The organism is Marnyiella aurantia (assembly GCF_014041915.1).
In the GTDB taxonomy this organism is placed as follows: domain Bacteria; phylum Bacteroidota; class Bacteroidia; order Flavobacteriales; family Weeksellaceae; genus Marnyiella; species Marnyiella aurantia.
This window is the reverse complement of sequence record NZ_CP059472.1, coordinates 725,674-742,114: the sequence shown is the minus strand read 5'-3', so window position 1 is coordinate 742,114 and position 16,441 is coordinate 725,674. Positions and strand designations below refer to the sequence as shown.

Sequence of the window (16,441 nt, the reverse complement as noted above, 5' to 3'; positions counted from 1 at the left end):
TCAAGCGGGTAAGGTTTTTCTTAAGATTTTTTGTGCGGATACTCTATAACCTAGAAAGAGTACATAACTCTAAGTGTACCGCGCAGATTTCCAACAGCTTTCATGTTGTTTTCTGCAGTAGCTGTGCGGCTTGTATCACCCCAATTCGCTGCGGTATATTCCACTTCCGGGGTAATGTTGAATTTGTTCTGCTTGAAGTCCACACGAGCAGAGGCGCGCCAAACATCATCCAGAATTCTGCTGCCGGACATGCCTCTCACATAAAGATTTTTGTAGCCGGCATCAACTCCGGAATTTTTGGTGTAACCGAAAAACGCACCGGGTGCTATTTTAGGATGTGCACTTGCAACGTCGAACCAAAAAGCGGAAGTTTTAGTGGGTTTGTAAGATTCGGGATTATTAGGGTTGTCATAGCCTGCAAAACCTCCAATCATTACTAAGTGATGCAGGTTTCCACCAGTGATGCCGTAGGCTTTGGCAATAATCTTATCGTTGGCATACTTAAAATAGCCGAAAAACATTTCTGAATTTACATGCTCATCTGAGGCTAAGCCACCAGACTCTATAACAGGCTTTAAGGATTGATATTCCGCACCGGCACCGGCTGTAACGGTTTTGCCTTTGTATTGCAGTTGTCCATGAACTGTTGGGATTGCGGAATTGAAGGTAGCGGAGTTCGTGGAAGCACCCAGCGCATTTGCCGTTTGAAATTCACGGTCCTTATAAGCTACAAGACTGAAGGATAATTCCGGTGTGATTTTCTGAGTAACCTTTACCTGTCCAGCCCAACCAAAAGGATTGAACATAATTCCGGTATTGAAATTAGCAACCCCTGGAAAAACTTCGGGAACAAATGTGGGATACCAGGTCTGCCCGAAAGTGACGGCTGTTTTTGGCCAGGTAAGGGTCGCGGAAGCATGCCGCAAACGAAGCAATCCCGAACTTCCGGAGCCTGCTGAGGTTTTATTGAGTTCAGTATTTCCGAAAAAGTCGGCCTCAATATTTCCGGTGGCTTTTGCTCCCCACACATCCTGACCTCTGAATCTGACGCCAACACGTGAAGTAATTGCCAGAAAATTGCTTGCACCGGTATCATTAATGTCCTTTCCGTTGGCATCCAGCTTTTCATCCAAAGGATACAGATTAAGGTTATATTCTCTGGAATAAGCAGATTGTCGGCTGTCGAAACTGTATTCTGTTCTAACCCAACCGTAAACGGAGACGTCCCACTCTTTAGGTTTCTTGGCTTCAGCCTCCAGAGCTTCAATTCTTTTTAAAAGGTCTGAAGTGGAACCCGTGTCCTGTGCTTTCAGCGGAATATTCAGTAGTAAAACTGGAAGGATTCCTAATAAAACGGTGGATTTCTTCATTGGGAAATAATTTTTAGTGTGTTTCTTTGACAGAACGAAAGTGAAACTAAAAATCTATTTGAAGAAATTCAATATATATTTATGCTAAAGGTATAGTTCGAAATGTTGGAGTATTGATCCTGTTAACCTGAGGGGATTTTATGTGTTTGTATCTTACTTTTTGAAACGTTCCCACTTGATCATCATGTATTTATCGCCAAATTCAGTAATAATCAGTCCGGAACCTTTAAGGTTATCTTCCAGTTTCATGAAATCCAGCAGCTCACTCTGCTTAAAGACTTTGTACGTGGTATGAAACTCCGAATGTGGCGGCCTCTTAATGTTGTATTTCTTAATCCAGGAACTTATTGTAACATGCGAAACACCCAGGATTCGCTCAATCTCGCGGTAGGAGAGTCCTTCCAAATAGAGTTGTAACGCCTTGGTAACGTAATAGTCATCAATCTGTTTCCCCAGCTTTTTTACTGTGAAATAGTAATTGCAGTTGCGGCAAAGGAACCTTTGTCTTTCCTTTACGATACCGCTTTTAACCACATTTTCCTGCAGACACTTAGGACAGATGTTGCTCATAACTATATCTTTTTAGCAAATATATATCAAATTAGCATAATGATGTATGTTTTTTGTCACGTTGGTTTACTATGGACTCTATTTTAGCCCAATACTGTTTTTATTTTCCGATATAAATTATATCTTTGCAGCTAATGAAAAGAACATTTCCATTAGACGATTTACACAAAGGCAGCGATGCCGGTAACTACCATATTTATTTTATTTAACGAAGTCCTTTGGCTTCGTTTTTTTTTGACCTTAACTTACAGAACTATGCTAACAACCACAGACTTAACGGTAGAAAAGATCAACTCTTTACTGAAAACCGCGGAAGAATTTGCTCAGGGCAACACGCTGAAGGCTGCTGACGAAATTTACGTCTCCAACCTGTTCTTTGAAGACAGCACACGTACAAAAACAAGTTTTGATATCGCACAGCGCCGGTTGGGACTTAACGTAGTTCCGTTTGATGTAACCTCCAGCTCTGTAAACAAAGGTGAATCTCTTTACGACACCGTACGCACCCTGGAAAGTCTGGGCATTAATCTGGCAGTAATACGCCACGGAAAGGACAAGTACTATGAGGAACTTAAAGATGTCAAGTTAGCGCTTATCAACGGTGGCGATGGCAGTGGAAACCATCCTACACAAACTATTCTGGACCTGATGACCATTCATCAGGAATTCGGAAAATTTAAAGGCCTGAAAGTGGGCATCGTGGGCGATGTGAAACACAGCCGTGTAGCCAATTCAAACGCTGAAGCCTTAAGGAAGATGGGTGCAAAAGTCTATTTTTCCGGTCCGGAAAAGTGGTTTGACGAGGGCACGATTATCAATGGTACCTATCTGCCCATAGACGACCTTGTAAAGGAAGTGGATGTTTTGATGCTGCTTCGCATCCAGCATGAAAGACACGGTGAAAAAATGAAAATTTCACTGGAGTCATATCATAAAAAGTTCGGTCTCACCCTGGACCGCGAGAAAGCAATGAAGAAAGAAGCAATTATTATGCATCCGGCACCCATTAACAGAGGCGTTGAAATCGCAGATGAACTTGTGGAAAGTGTCCGCTCACGTATCTTTAAGCAAATGGAAAATGGTGTATATGCACGTATGGCAATCTTGAAAGAAGCGCTGGAAGAGAAAGGGTTTAAGTTTAAATAGAAATTAGATATCAGATATCAGATGTCGGATGTCAGCAGTCTGATATCAGGGTTTATAATAAGCAGGAATAAGAGTTTTTCAGTCTGAAATCTGAAGTCTGAAATCTCACATCTAAAAAAGAATGAAAAAGAAATTAATATTAGAATCAGGGGAGGTGTTTCACGGTACCGGTTTTGGGGCCAACCTGGAAACCGATGGCGAGGTGGTGTTCAACACCGGTATGACTGGCTATCAGGAGCTTATTTCGGATCCGTCCTATTGCGGACAGATAGTTTGCATGACCTATCCGCTCATCGGAAATTATGGTATTAACCGTGACGATTACGAAAGCATTGAACCAGCGATCAAAGGACTGATTGTAAAGGAGCTATGCGACCTGCCCTCCAACTTCCGTAACCAGCTTACCCTGGACGAGTTTTTTGCCAAGAAGAACCTGTCAGGTATCAGTGGGATCGATACAAGAAGACTTACCCGCATCCTAAGAAGCAAAGGTGTGCTCAAAGGAAAGATAGTGAGCAGTGATGCAGATGACAGTACAGTAATTGAGAGCCTGAAGAATACCACTTTCCCAACTGATCAGGTTGCCAGCGTTTCTACAAAAACTGCTTATGCAAGTCCGGGAAGAGGGCTGAAAGTGGTGCTTGTAGATTTCGGCTCCAAACTGGGGATTCTTCGCGAGCTTACCCAGCGTGACTGCGATGTTACTGTTGTCTCGCAGGATGTAACCGCTGAAGAAATCCTGCTTATGAACCCGGACGGTGTGATGCTGTCCAATGGTCCCGGTGACCCGGAAGATGTAAAAGGTGCTTCAGAACTCATCAACGGTTTGCTTGGTAAAGTTCCGATTTTCGGAATCTGCCTGGGCCACCAGCTTATCGCACTGGCATGTGGAGCGAAAACTTTCAAACTGAAGTTCGGTCACCGTGGTGGCAACCATCCGGTGTTGGACCTTCAGAAAAATAAAGTGGCCATCACCTCGCAGAACCACGGTTATGCCGTAGATCAGGAATCATTGAAGAACACTGACCTGGAGGAAACCCACATCGCACTGAACGACAGAACCAATGAAGGACTGAAACATAAAATCCACCCCTGCTTCTCCGTACAGTACCACCCCGAAGCCAGCCCCGGCCCGGAGGATGCCAATTATCTGTTTGATGAATTCCTGGAATTAATGCATGGCTTTAAGAGCCAAGAGCCAAGAGCCAAGAATCAAGAATATGCATAATTTTGAGAGATTGGTTTTCTGGCAAAAGTCTATTGGCTTTGCAAAAAAGATTTATCTGACCTCGCAGAATATTGCTTCTGACGAAAAATTTGGTTTAATCTCTCAAATGAAACGCGCTGTAGTCTCAATTCCTTCAAATATAGCGGAGGGCTCGGGTAGAAACAGCGACAGGGAGTTCAACCATTTTCTGGCAATTTCACTTGGTTCTGCCTTTGAGATCCAGACGCAACTGATCTTGGCCAAAGAACTTGAATTACTGAACGCAGAGACAGCCAATGAACTATTAAATGAGGTGTCCGAAATTCAAAGAATGATATACTCCTTTAAAAATAACCTTCAATTAAAGTCTTGAATCTTGGTTCTTGGCTCTTGAATCTTAAATAAAAATGAAAAGAAACGACATAAAAACTATACTTGTTATCGGCTCCGGTCCAATTATTATTGGGCAGGCGGCAGAATTTGATTATGCCGGAACCCAGGCCTGTTTGGCCCTTAGGGAAGAAGGCTATAAGGTAATCCTTATCAATTCCAACCCCGCCACTATTATGACGGACGTTGAAATTGCCGATAAAGTGTATATTGAGCCTATCTCACTCCCCTTCGTGAGCCATATCATCCGTAAGGAGCGTCCCGACGCGCTGCTGCCCACACTGGGCGGACAGACCGGCCTGAACATGGCTGTGGAATTGGAGAAATCCGGAATCCTGGAGGAGTGCAAAGTGGAAGTATTAGGTACCAAACTATCAGCCATCAATCAGGCTGAAGACCGTGACCTTTTCCGCGAGCTTATGCGCGAACTTAACGAGCCTGTGCCGGACTCAGACATTGTAAATACCGTTCGGGGCGCTCTTGAATTTGCACATAATATCGGTTATCCCGTAATCGTACGTCCTGCCTTCACCATGGGTGGAACCGGCGGCGGAATTGCCCATAATGACGATGAACTTAAGGAAATCGCTAGTTTCGGACTGAAATATTCGCCTGTAACCCAGTGTCTGATCGAAAAATCAATTGCTGGTTTCAAGGAGATAGAATATGAGGTGATGCGCGATAAAAACGATAACGCCATCGTGGTCTGCAATATGGAAAATATCGACCCCGTGGGTGTCCATACCGGAGATTCGATCGTTGTGGCGCCTTCGCAAACACTTTCCGACCGTGAATATCAGATGCTGCGGAATTCTTCACTTAAAATTATCCGTGCTTTGGGAATTGAAGGTGGCTGTAACGTGCAGCTGGCTCTGGATCCGCACTCATTCGACTATTATATCATTGAAGTAAACCCAAGAGTTTCCCGTTCATCGGCATTGGCCAGTAAGGCCACCGGTTATCCGATTGCCAAGATCGCAGCTAAAATTGCGGTAGGACTTACCCTGGACGAGATCATGAATCCGGTAACAGGAAAGACTTACGCATGTTTCGAGCCTGCTCTTGATTATGTGGTAACCAAATTCCCAAGGTTTCCTTTTGATAAATTCGAAACTGCCGACCGCCGACTTTCAACTCAAATGAAAGCTACGGGAGAGGTAATGGCCATCGGCCGTAACTTTGAAGAGTCTTTGCAAAAGGCCATCCGCTCACTGGAAGCAGGCCTCAGACATATCGGTCTGAAAACAAAACAGGCAGAAGCGTTGACCGAAGAAGAAATTGAAAGACGGATCCGCGTTTGTGATGATGAACGTCTTTTCATCATCGGCGATGCTTTAAGAAGAGGCTACGATTGGGAAAAGATTGTGGAGTGGAGTAAAATCGACAAGTTTTTTATCTGGAAGATCAAGAAACTGATCGACTTCGAAAAAACAATAACCGATAATAAATTCAATACCGAAATACTTCTTGAGGCCAAGAAATTAGGCTTCGCCGACTTACATATCGCCCATCTTTGGGAATCTGACCAGAAGGCTATATTCGATTTCAGAAAGAACAACGGTGTTATGCCGGTGTATAAAATGGTCGATACCTGTGCCGCTGAGTTCGAAAGTGCTACACCGTACTTTTACGGAACGTATGAGGAAGAGAACGAAAGCATCCCTTCTGACCGCGAGAAGGTTATCGTTCTTGGCTCCGGACCAATCCGTATCGGTCAGGGTGTGGAGTTCGACTACGCGACAGTTCACTCCGTATGGGCAATAAAGGAGATGGGTTACGAGGCTATCATCATCAACAATAATCCCGAAACTGTTTCCACAGATTTCTCTATCTCGGATAAACTTTACTTTGAGCCGCTTACCGAGGAAGATGTAATGAACATCATAGAACTTGAAAAACCTAAAGGTGTAGTAGTGCAGTTTGGCGGACAAACAGCAATTAACCTGGCTGATAAGTTAGCTGCTCACGGTGTTCAGATCCTCGGGACTTCACTGGAAGACCTGGACCGCGCCGAAAACCGTAACAAGTTTGAAGCGGCCCTGCAGGAAATGGGTATTCCGCAACCGTTGGGTAAAACCTGCTTCACAAAAGAAGAAGCGCTAGTGATTGCCAATGAAATCGGCTTCCCGGTATTGGTAAGACCAAGTTATGTACTGGGCGGCCGTGCGATGGAAATCGTTTACGACGAGAAAGAACTGGATTACTACATGACCAACGCCGTAAAGGAAAATTCGGAGCACCCGATTCTTATCGACCGTTACCTTACCGGTAAAGAGGTGGAGGTAGATGCCATTTCCGATGGTGAAACCGTCGTTATTCCGGGGATTATGGAACATATTGAGAGAGCCGGTGTTCACTCCGGTGACTCCATCGCTGTTTATCCGCCTCAGAACATCACCCAGCAGCAGATTGATACTCTTGTTGATTACACCGAAAGACTTGCGCTGGGCCTCAATGTAATTGGCCTTATGAACATCCAGTTTGTTCTGGCCGATGGCGAAGTGTATGTGATTGAGGTAAACCCAAGGTCTAGCCGGACAGTACCTTTCCTTTCAAAGATCACTGAAATACCTATGGCCAATCTGGCTACGAAGGTTATTCTGGGTCAGAAACTGAAAGATTTAGGATTTGAATCCGGTTTAGCACCTGTAAAGGAAGGAGTTTATGTAAAAGTTCCGGTATTCTCCTTCTCGAAACTGACCAAAGTGGACATCTCCCTGGGACCGGAGATGAAGTCTACAGGTGAAGTAATGGGTAAAGACACCACGCTGGAGAAAGCACTGTACAAAGGCCTTATCGGTTCCGGCCGCAAGATGCCGCTGCACGGCGCAATCCTGTTTACCGTGGCCGATAAGGACAAGGAAGACGCTTGTGAAATCGCCAGACGTTTTCAGGAAATTGGCTTTAAGATCTGGGCCACCGAGGGAACGGCCAACTACTTTGAAGAACGTGGTGTGCGCACTAAGATCGGTTACAAGATTGAGGAAAACCCGGAGATCAATCTCATCGACCTGATCCAGACCGGCAAGGTTCAGTACATCGTAAACACGATGACCAAAGGAAAACAATCCGAAAGAGACGGTTTCCAGATCCGGAGAACTTCGGTGGAGAACGGTGTGCCGTGTCTTACGTCCATGGATACTGTAGAAGCCATTCTGAAGGTGATTGAAAGCATGAGCTTTAAGATGGAGAAGATGTAAATCTAATGAGATATATAAATCAGGACGCGCCCCACAGGGCGCGTTTTTTTGGTTGGAATGTTGGCGAAATAATTCACGAAAGGGAATTAATTAAATTCCCGTATGATACTTGTTTTGTATAATTAAAACTGAGGTGTTGGCCTGACGTTTCCCAAATTTGTAGATTGGTTAAATATTTATCGTAACTTTTTGTTACCAAATTTATATTTGAAACATTAGCTGAAAATCATAAGTCAATGCATTTAATATAAATTACCGGGTAAATGTTAAGTTCAAGGTAGTCTGACCACAATATCAGATACCAAGATTATTAACGAGAATAACTTTGCCAAAGTTCCAAACTTTGGCAAAGTTGAACTCTAATTGAAAGAAAGTGATGGACATTAGATTAGACAACCTGGAACCTGGATTCTTTTATCATATATTCAATCGCGGCATTAATGGTGGGGAGGTATTTTTAAATGATGATAACAGGCTTTTCTTTCTCCAGAAAGTTTCATTATATCTTTTACCCGTTGCTGAGATATATGCCTACTGTCTGATGCCTAACCATTTTCATTTCGTGATAAGAATAAAGGAGTGGACTGAAAACAACTTTGCCAAAGTTCCAAACTTTGGCAAAGTTGAGCAGGGTCTCCATGCAGAGAAGTCAATAGCAAGTAAACAGCTTGCTAAGCTGATCAGTAGTTACACGCAAGCTTTTAACAAGGACCACAATCGGCACGGAAGTATATTCGAAAGGCCTTTCAAAAGAAAGCGTATTACTTCGGAGGATTACCTTCGAAAAGCTATAGTATATATTCATAGAAACCCTATAAATATAGGCGAAAACATGGAGGAGTATCGATTTTCGTCCTTTAGGAGAATCATCTCAGAATCAAAAACAGCAGTGCAGGCAGATGAAGTCCTGACAGTATTTGGAACAGTCGACAATTTTAAATATCTACATCGTTGCGAAAATGATTACGAAATATAACTTTGCCAAAGTTCGAAACTTTGGCAAAGTTTTAAGCCAGTAAAAAAACTCCGACTGAATGTGGTTCTCCTTTCCTGCGAAATTTTCTATCTTTAAAAAAAAATATATCATGAAGAAACTATTAGTAAGCGCATTTATTGTAGCCTCCTTTTCGGCGTACGCGCAGTACAGCCTGCCCGCAAAGAGCCCGAGACAGACGGTTGAGCAGCAGTTTTCAACATCAAAAATTACAGTGGATTATGGCAGGCCCGGCGTTAGAGGACGTAAAGTTTTAGGCGAACTTGTGCCTTACGGAAAGGTGTGGCGAGCCGGTGCCAACGGTGCTACCAAAGTAACTTTCGCACAGGCTGTAAATTTTGGCGGTAAAACAGTACCCGCCGGAACCTATGGTCTGTTTATAAACCCAACCGACAAGGAATGGAAAATCATTTTAAATAAAGATGCCCAACAGTGGGGCGCTTATGAATACGATGAAAAACTGAATGTATCGGAGGTATCCGTGCCGGTTCAGAAAATGACTGAAAAGCAGGAATGGTTTGAGATTGAACTTAACCCTGTTGATGATCATGCCCTGGATATGGTGATTAAATGGGACATGACCAGGGTGACGGTTCCGGTGAAGGTGGCCAAGCCTGAGGCGGTTTCACGGATAGTGGAAAAACTGCGCGAAATCAATACGATTGAGCGTGAGAAATAGTTATCGCAATAATTTCTCAAAAGCTTTGCGTGCGCTGCCGCGGAAGTACACTTCGCCACAGTACACGTAATCCAGATTATTAAAGATTTTCAGCATGGCTGCGTTATCATAATTGGTATCGGCGCGGATGCTGAAAATTTTGTTTTTAAGCGCAAGATGCTCAACCTCTTTCAGAATGGAAGTTGCCACGCCGGTTCCGGCCGTCTCACGGGCTACCGCCAGGCGGTGAACTACATAGAAATCACCATCGCTATGCCACTGGCCCTCAATTTCATCGTAGGCCGGTTCAGTGTTTAGAATAATGGCTACATATCCAATGAGTTCGTCGCCGGAATCATAAACATAACCCTGGTCCTGCGCAATATCGTTTTCTACGGTTTGCAGGTTAGGGTAGCCGTCCTGCCACTGCGCGGAGCCCTGTTCTTTTCGCAGTTGTATGGCGCCGCTCAGGATGTCCCAGATTATTGGAGCATCGTCTGGATTTGCTTTTCGGAGGGTGGGAGTAAGAGACAATATAAAAGTAAAAAGTAAAAAGAAACAAGTAAAAAGAGGAAAGAGAAAAGAGGCGATGGTGACTATCTATTCGCTTTGGTTTTCCTGAAGCCAGGCGTCGATGATTTCAAAAGCCTTCGCTTCGTCAGGAAGATCTACAAAAAGGGTAGCCAGACCATTATCTTCCTTGGGATGATCTGCTCCGGAATCTGTGACGGCTATTTTTGCATCTTCCAGCAACGCCTTTATTATGCTGATTTCCTTTTCTGATTCACTTTCAAAAACGGGCACCGGATTTTTCATAGATTGAATTTTTGAGGACTAATTTAGCGAAAATTTCTAATGCTGAATAGTAGGCTTTGTGAACTTGCTTTAAAATTTATTCTCCAGTAAATCCTTGGCTAAACTGGCAGTCTTTAATTTTTTGTTATTTAAAATGTATTTTAGGTCTGACGCATTGTCTACCATAAGCTGCCTGTTATAATAATTGATGTGCTCCAAAATTCCGAATACATTCGCAATAATGGCCCACAACATTAAATTACCGTTCAGCGTCCAGTTATTAAGATAAAGTTGGATCACCAATACCAATGGTATCAAAGCAATCATCACAAGATTACTCCTTTTTGAGTTTCTGAAGAAGTTTAAATTTTTATTCCGGTCAAAAGTCCGTCCTGTGAGCGTATAAAGTTTCAGCTTCCAGTAATGTTGCCCCTGATACAAAATGGAAATACAAAGTACCAGACCATACAGCAGAAACAGTATATCGGAAAACGGTTTGTTAAAAATCAGCCAGACCGCGATTAATGGAAAGGTGATAAGCGCGTGCATCATTTCCATTGGATAATACCATTTTAACCTCTTAATCAAATTTCTTTTAGACATATTAAAACATATTAATTTCAGTTTTTCCCGAAACAAGGCGTTAATGGGATCTACTTTGCGGAAATGGAAAGCTTAGCTTGGGGCGATCCTATTCGGGAATGTGCAAAGAAAGCCAATGCGCCCGAAACGCTTTTTTTTTATTTCTGCCCACTTTCAAAAGCTGAACTTTTGACGCCAGCGAAATAAAAAAAACCGAAACGTGAGTTTCGGTTTTTCTTTGCGGAGAAAGAGGGATTCGAACCCCCGGACCTGTTACAGTCAACAGTTTTCAAGACTGCCGCAATCGACCACTCTGCCATTTCTCCAGGTTTTGGTCTGCTGTTTTCAGTGGTGCAAATATAGACTTCTTCCCAAAACCTGCAAAATATTTCTGTAAAAAATTTTTTGTCGGTTGAGGTGGTGCCTGGTGACTGGTAGTTAGTGGTTGGTCAATGGTGGTTTGGAGTGGAGGAGTGTTTTACTTTTCCTCGCGACAGATAATTAAATTACCCCGTAACCATGTCGCCAGTAGCCAAATACTCAAATACTCAAATACTCAATTACTCAAATATTCAAAATTCATAATCCAACATCCACAATTCAAAATTGACGCTAACTGATTTCATCTATTACTACAATATGGTTCGGTTTTTCCCGAACCATTTATTACTTTTGTGGAATAAGCCCGATTTAATGCCCAAAACCCTGAAGATTGACCAGCAGATTTTCCAGAATCTGGTCACCTTTTACAGCGAAACTTTTAACCTGCCGCCACTTGCGGCCAAGATTTATGCCTACCTGCTCTTCGACTTCGAGAAGAAGGGAATCAGTTTTGATGAGTTCGTTGAGATTTTCTGTGCCAGCAAAAGTTCGGTTTCGTCCAATATCAGCATTCTGTTTACAATGCAGCTCATTCAGGATTTCAATAAAATCAACGAAAGGAAGCGCTATTTTGTGGTCAACGATAACTTCCTGAAGTTGCGCTATACCCAAATCATTGAGCGCCTGAGCAAGGAAATTGAAATTCTGGACAGTATTCAGGAATTCCGCGGGCAAAGTGATGATAAGTATATGGTGTACAAAGAGCTTATGACCACCAACATCAACAATATCAAGAATTCATTAAGCAAACTATAAAATGCAGAACAAAATAATACTTTTCAGTCTTGCAGCCCTGGCTGTGACTGCGTGCAAGAAAACCGACGACAAACCGCCACAGGGTCCGAAAGCAGTTTCTACAGTACAGGTAGAAACGCGTAATGTGACCGCCTATTCAGAATATCCGGCCTCCATTCAGGGTCGTGTGAACAATGAGGTGAGAGCGAAGATTCAGGGTTATATAACGCAAGTTCTGGTAGATGAAGGTCAGTATGTAACCAAAGGGCAGCCGCTTTTCCGTCTCGAAACCAATTCATTGAGTCAGACCGCAGCCGCTGCTAATGCCGGAATCGGTGCGGCGCGCTCCAATGTTTCTGCCGCACAAGCCAGTGTGACTGCTGCCCAGGCCGGGGTAAACGCCGCAAAGGTTGAAGTGGACAAACTTCGTCCGCTGGTCGAGAAAAATATTATCAGTTCCGTACAGCTGCAAACCGCACAGGCCAACCTGGCCAGGGCTCAGGCCCAGCTTCAGCAGGCCATCGCCGCCAAGCAGCAGGCCGGTGCCGGTGTTTCTCAGGCGCAGGCTACCTATCAGGGTGTGCGCGAAAACATTAACTATTCTGTAATCCGATCTCCGATTTCGGGTGTGCTGGGCAAAATTAACATGAGAAACGGAAGTCTTGTAGGACCGTCTGACCCGATGCCGATTTCCACAGTTTCGGACACAAGCGGTCTCTACGCTTATTTCTCCATGAACGAAAGAGAATATCTTGACTTTCTGAAAAACTCATATGGTTCGTCAATGGCAGAAAAGCTTAAAAATATGCCGCTGGTGGAACTTGTTCTTGCCAATGGCGAAGTCTACAAGGAAAAAGGCAGGATAGAAGCGGTGACAGGGGCTATTGACCCTGCTACCGGAAGTATTCAGTTCCGTGTGTCGCTTCCTAATCCTGATAAACTGCTGAGCAATGGCAACAGTGGAACCATCCGCGTTCCGCGTCTTTACGACGGTGTTTTGGTAGTTCCGGAGAGTGCCACCTACGAGCAGCAGGGCCTTGTTTATGTGTATAAGGTAGAGAAGGATACTGCTAAATCCGCTGTTATCGATGTTACAGACCGCGCCGGAAATATGGTCATCATTAAAAGTGGTGCCAGAAAAGGTGAAACTGTAGTAGCTGAGGGAACAGGTGGACTGAAATCGGGAACTCCTGTAAAACCAACACCGGTTAAGTTTGACGACATTGTGAATTCGATAAAGCCAATATTCTAAGTAACTGGTATGATTAAAAAATTTATAAACAGACCGGTACTTTCCACGGTTATATCCATCCTGATTGTCATCCTCGGTATCCTGGGTCTTGTGGCCCTGCCGGTGACACAGTATCCGGATATCGCGCCGCCAACGGTCCGGATCTCGGCCAATTATACGGGTGCCAATGCGCAAACCGTGATGAACAGTGTAATCATTCCGATAGAAGAGCAGGTGAACGGGGTAGAAGGAATGGATTATATTTCCTCTTCGGCCGGAAACAACGGTTCGGCTTCTATTCAGGTATTTTTTAAACAGGGCATCGACCCGGATATTGCCGCGGTTAACGTGCAGAATCAGGTGCAGCGGGCTTTGCCTTTGCTGCCTTCCGAGGTTACACGTTCGGGTGTGCAGGTGAACAAACAACAGACCAGTGCGCTGATGTTCCTTTCCTTTTATACCTCCAATCCCGATCTGGATGAGGTATGGCTGCAGAATTATATGAACATCAACATTATTCCGGCCATAAAAAGGGTCAATGGTGTTGGTGATGCTTCGGCTTTTGGCGGAAAAACCTATTCCATGAGAATCTGGCTGGATCCTGCTAAAATGGCGGCCTATGGATTGGAGCCCTCAGAAGTTTCAGAAGTCATCAGTGAGCAGTCACGTGAGGCAGCTGCCGGACAGTTGGGCGAAAACAGCGGGAGCTCCTTCCAGTACGTAATTACCTACAAAGGAAAACATGACGAGGTGGAAGAGTATGAAAACATTGTGGTACGTGCTCTGGGCAACGGTGAATATCTTAGGCTGAAAGATGTAGCCGATATTAAACTGGATGCGCTTTCCTACGGCGGTATTGGCGAAAATAACGGCCGACGTTCGGTAAGTATGGGTATTTTCCAGACTCCGGGCTCCAATGCTCAGAATATCATTAAGGACATTAAAATCTTACTCGAGGAAACCGAAAAAACACTTCCCGAAGGCATTGGCTACAGCATTAACTTTGATACCAATGACTTCCTGGAGGCCTCCATCAGTAAAGTAATCACAACGCTTATTGAAGCCTTTATTCTGGTATTTCTGGTAGTATTTCTTTTTTTGCAGGATTTCCGTTCAACCTTGATTCCGGCCATTGCGGTACCTGTGTCCATTATCGGAACTTTATTTTTCCTGAATTTACTGGGCTATTCGCTGAACCTGCTTACGCTCTTTGCACTCGTTCTCGCTATCGGTATTGTGGTGGATGATGCCATTGTGGTAGTGGAAGCCGTTCACGCGAAACTGGAACAGGGATATACCGATGCGAAGAAGGCAACTGTTTCGGCCATGGACGAGATTACCGGTGCTATTATTTCCATCACGCTGGTTATGGCGGCGGTATTTATTCCGGTTACATTCCTGCAGGGACCCACAGGGGTTTTCTATCAGCAGTTCGGTATCACGCTTATCATTGCAATCCTGATTTCTGCAGTAAACGCTTTAACGTTAAGTCCGGTTTTATGTTCCCTTTTCCTTAAGCCGTCGGCACATCATCATAAAGCTTACTCTGACATGAATTTCGGGCAGAAGTTCTTCGCGAAATTCAATATTGGTTTCCGCGCGGTGACAAATAAGTATGGCCGGTCCTTCGTATACCTGCTGCGCCATAAGTGGATTACCCTGCTTATATTTGCCGCCGGTGCCCTGACATTCTGGTGGGCCAATTCCACAATGCCTACAGGGTTTATTCCGAAGGAAGACCGTGGGATTATCTTTACCGATATCCAGTTGCCTCCGGGTTCCTCCATGGAGCGTACCTACAATGTGCTGAAGGATCTGCAGGAAGAAGCGCGGAAAATTCCCGGTGTTCAGAATGTAACTTTTACAGCCAGCCGTGGATTTATGTCAGGACAGGGTTCCAATGTAGGGCAGGCTTTTATAAGACTTAAACCTTTTGACGAAAGAGGTAAAGAAGACGGTCAGGATGTAGAAACTATTACCAAAAAACTTTTTGGTTTGGCTGGAAATTATCCGGATGCTAAAATCGTATTTTTCTCACCACCAAGTGTTCCCGGCTTCGGTCAAAGCGACGGTTTCTCGGCAGTGCTGCTGGATAAATCAGGTGGAGAATTAACAGAGCTTAATGCGGTGACTCAGGAATTCATAGGTTCACTTATGCAGAGACCGGAAATTCAGTTTGCCTCTACAAGTTTTAATACGAATTATCCACAATACGAAATGGTGATCAACGTGCCGCGTGCCAAGGAAAGTGGTGTATCAGTAAATAATATCCTGAGTACCATGCAGGGTTATATCGGTGGGATTTATTCTTCTGACTTTACCAAATACGGTAAGCAGTTCCGGGTAATGATACAGGCGCTTCCGGACAACAGGAAATCTCCGAACAACCTGAACGGACTGTATGTAAAGACCAATAGTGGAGCTATGGCACCTATATCGCAGTTCCTTACACTGCAACGTTCTTTCGGTCCGCAGTCTATTGAGCGCTATAACCTTTTTACCTCTGTAAGTATCAGCGGATCTACCAATCCAGGATTTTCCACGGGAGATGCCATTAAGGCTGTACAGGAAACAGCTGGCAACCTTCCCGGTGATTATGATGTGGAATTTACCGGCCTTACCAAGGAGGAAATGAGTGCCGGGTCTCAAACCTATATCATCTTTCTGCTTAGCTTCATTTTTGTCTATTTCATCCTGGCAGCGCAGTATGAAAGTTATATCCTTCCGTTTGCGGTGATCATCTCATTACCGCTGGGGGTAATTGGAGCCTACTTTGGACAGCGGGTTTTCGGTCTGGAAAACAATATTTATTTCCAGATTGCCATCATCATGCTTATCGGTCTTCTGGCCAAAAATGCAATTCTTATTGTTGAATTTGCCCTGCAGCGCCGTCATCATGGTGAAACTCTTGCCATGTCTGCCATTAATGCAGCGAAAGCCAGGTTAAGACCTATCCTGATGACTTCATTCGCCTTTATTTTTGGGATGCTGCCGCTGGTATTTGCAAGCGGTATCGGATCGGTGGGTAACAGGTCCATCGGAACCGGTGCGGCCATGGGTCTTCTGATTGGGACCTTCTTCGGACTTCTGGCCATTCCCGTGCTTTTTGTAATCTTCCAGGCGCTGCATGAAAGAATAGTTCCTATAAAAGAGGATAAAGTCAACTTAAGCGAATAGTATTT

14 protein-coding genes and 1 tRNA gene are annotated in these 16,441 nt (G+C 44.3%); 9 read left to right on the top strand and 6 right to left on the bottom strand.

The window, feature by feature from the left end; all coding sequences use genetic code 11:
• Positions 1 to 50 precede the first annotated feature (50 nt).
• The gene (locus tag H1R16_RS03420; protein ID WP_181887413.1) at positions 51 to 1,370 is read right to left on the bottom strand and encodes a hypothetical protein; all 1,320 of its coding nucleotides are present in this window, start codon (positions 1,368 to 1,370) and stop codon (positions 51 to 53) included.
• A gap of 153 nt (positions 1,371 to 1,523) precedes the next feature.
• A complete protein-coding gene (locus H1R16_RS03415) occupies positions 1,524 to 1,940 on the bottom strand; it encodes a transposase-like zinc-binding domain-containing protein (RefSeq protein ID WP_181887412.1) in 417 nt (138 codons plus the stop codon).
• Positions 1,941 to 2,195: 255 nt separating this feature from the next.
• On the opposite strand from H1R16_RS03415, the gene H1R16_RS03410 reads away from it, so the two are divergent.
• From H1R16_RS03410 to H1R16_RS03385, 6 genes are all read left to right on the top strand, one after another.
• Positions 2,196 to 3,086 carry an aspartate carbamoyltransferase catalytic subunit gene (locus tag H1R16_RS03410; RefSeq protein ID WP_181887411.1) on the top strand — a complete coding sequence of 297 codons (891 nt, stop codon included), beginning with the start codon at positions 2,196 to 2,198 and terminating at the stop codon, positions 3,084 to 3,086.
• A gap of 121 nt (positions 3,087 to 3,207) precedes the next feature.
• Positions 3,208 to 4,314, top strand: a complete 1,107-nt coding sequence (locus H1R16_RS03405) for a carbamoyl phosphate synthase small subunit (protein ID WP_181887410.1) — start codon at positions 3,208 to 3,210, stop codon at positions 4,312 to 4,314.
• Positions 4,307 to 4,666 (top strand): four helix bundle protein, encoded by a 360-nt coding sequence (locus H1R16_RS03400; RefSeq protein WP_181887409.1) that lies wholly within the window; start codon positions 4,307 to 4,309, stop codon positions 4,664 to 4,666. The genes H1R16_RS03405 and H1R16_RS03400 overlap by 8 nt, the downstream gene beginning before the upstream one ends.
• Positions 4,667 to 4,700: 34 nt before the next feature.
• Entirely contained in the window at positions 4,701 to 7,883 is a 3,183-nt protein-coding gene (carB, locus tag H1R16_RS03395; protein ID WP_181887408.1) for a carbamoyl-phosphate synthase large subunit, read from the top strand.
• Between the two features lie 376 nt (positions 7,884 to 8,259).
• Entirely contained in the window at positions 8,260 to 8,859 is a 600-nt protein-coding gene (locus tag H1R16_RS03390) for a hypothetical protein (protein ID WP_181887407.1), read from the top strand.
• A 109-nt stretch (positions 8,860 to 8,968) separates the two neighbouring features.
• Complete coding sequence (locus H1R16_RS03385) at positions 8,969 to 9,556, top strand: DUF2911 domain-containing protein (protein ID WP_181887406.1); 588 nt, start codon at positions 8,969 to 8,971, stop codon at positions 9,554 to 9,556.
• On the opposite strand, the gene H1R16_RS03380 is transcribed toward H1R16_RS03385, so the two are convergent.
• From H1R16_RS03380 to H1R16_RS03365, 4 genes are all read right to left on the bottom strand, one after another.
• On the bottom strand, positions 9,557 to 10,069 hold the full coding sequence (locus tag H1R16_RS03380; RefSeq protein ID WP_187350461.1) for a GNAT family N-acetyltransferase: 513 nt from the start codon (positions 10,067 to 10,069) through the stop codon (positions 9,557 to 9,559).
• Between the two features lie 66 nt (positions 10,070 to 10,135).
• The gene (locus tag H1R16_RS03375) at positions 10,136 to 10,351 is read right to left on the bottom strand and encodes a DUF2007 domain-containing protein (protein WP_181887405.1); all 216 of its coding nucleotides are present in this window, start codon (positions 10,349 to 10,351) and stop codon (positions 10,136 to 10,138) included.
• 69 nt (positions 10,352 to 10,420) lie between these two features.
• On the bottom strand, positions 10,421 to 10,933 hold the full coding sequence (locus H1R16_RS03370; protein WP_181887404.1) for a hypothetical protein: 513 nt from the start codon (positions 10,931 to 10,933) through the stop codon (positions 10,421 to 10,423).
• Between the two features lie 220 nt (positions 10,934 to 11,153).
• Positions 11,154 to 11,238: transfer RNA gene (locus tag H1R16_RS03365), tRNA-Ser, on the bottom strand.
• Positions 11,239 to 11,605: 367 nt separating this feature from the next.
• On the opposite strand from H1R16_RS03365, the gene H1R16_RS03360 reads away from it, so the two are divergent.
• The 3 genes from H1R16_RS03360 to H1R16_RS03350 are packed head-to-tail and all read left to right on the top strand — an operon-like array spanning position 11,606 to position 16,436.
• Positions 11,606 to 12,049, top strand: a complete 444-nt coding sequence (locus H1R16_RS03360; RefSeq protein ID WP_181887403.1) for a transcriptional regulator — start codon at positions 11,606 to 11,608, stop codon at positions 12,047 to 12,049.
• Position 12,050: 1 nt separating this feature from the next.
• Complete coding sequence (locus H1R16_RS03355; protein WP_181887402.1) at positions 12,051 to 13,280, top strand: efflux RND transporter periplasmic adaptor subunit; 1,230 nt, start codon at positions 12,051 to 12,053, stop codon at positions 13,278 to 13,280.
• Between the two features lie 9 nt (positions 13,281 to 13,289).
• Entirely contained in the window at positions 13,290 to 16,436 is a 3,147-nt protein-coding gene (locus H1R16_RS03350) for an efflux RND transporter permease subunit (protein ID WP_181887401.1), read from the top strand.
• Positions 16,437 to 16,441 lie beyond the last annotated feature (5 nt).

Bases quoted from the DNA above. Each gene is read 5' to 3' on its own strand.
- H1R16_RS03420 (WP_181887413.1), bottom strand. From the start codon at position 1,370: ATGAAGAAATCCACCGTTTTATTAGGAATCCTTCCAGTTTTACTACTG.
- H1R16_RS03375 (WP_181887405.1), bottom strand. From the start codon at position 10,351: ATGAAAAATCCGGTGCCCGTTTTTGAAAGTGAATCAGAAAAGGAAATC.
- H1R16_RS03370 (WP_181887404.1), bottom strand. From the start codon at position 10,933: ATGTCTAAAAGAAATTTGATTAAGAGGTTAAAATGGTATTATCCAATG.
- H1R16_RS03415 (WP_181887412.1), bottom strand. From the start codon at position 1,940: ATGAGCAACATCTGTCCTAAGTGTCTGCAGGAAAATGTGGTTAAAAGC.
- H1R16_RS03390 (WP_181887407.1), top strand. From the start codon at position 8,260: ATGGACATTAGATTAGACAACCTGGAACCTGGATTCTTTTATCATATA.
- H1R16_RS03385 (WP_181887406.1), top strand. From the start codon at position 8,969: ATGAAGAAACTATTAGTAAGCGCATTTATTGTAGCCTCCTTTTCGGCG.
- H1R16_RS03350 (WP_181887401.1), top strand. From the start codon at position 13,290: ATGATTAAAAAATTTATAAACAGACCGGTACTTTCCACGGTTATATCC.
- H1R16_RS03405 (WP_181887410.1), top strand. From the start codon at position 3,208: ATGAAAAAGAAATTAATATTAGAATCAGGGGAGGTGTTTCACGGTACC.
- H1R16_RS03360 (WP_181887403.1), top strand. From the start codon at position 11,606: ATGCCCAAAACCCTGAAGATTGACCAGCAGATTTTCCAGAATCTGGTC.
- H1R16_RS03355 (WP_181887402.1), top strand. From the start codon at position 12,051: ATGCAGAACAAAATAATACTTTTCAGTCTTGCAGCCCTGGCTGTGACT.
- H1R16_RS03410 (WP_181887411.1), top strand. From the start codon at position 2,196: ATGCTAACAACCACAGACTTAACGGTAGAAAAGATCAACTCTTTACTG.
- H1R16_RS03400 (WP_181887409.1), top strand. From the start codon at position 4,307: ATGCATAATTTTGAGAGATTGGTTTTCTGGCAAAAGTCTATTGGCTTT.
- carB (WP_181887408.1), top strand. From the start codon at position 4,701: ATGAAAAGAAACGACATAAAAACTATACTTGTTATCGGCTCCGGTCCA.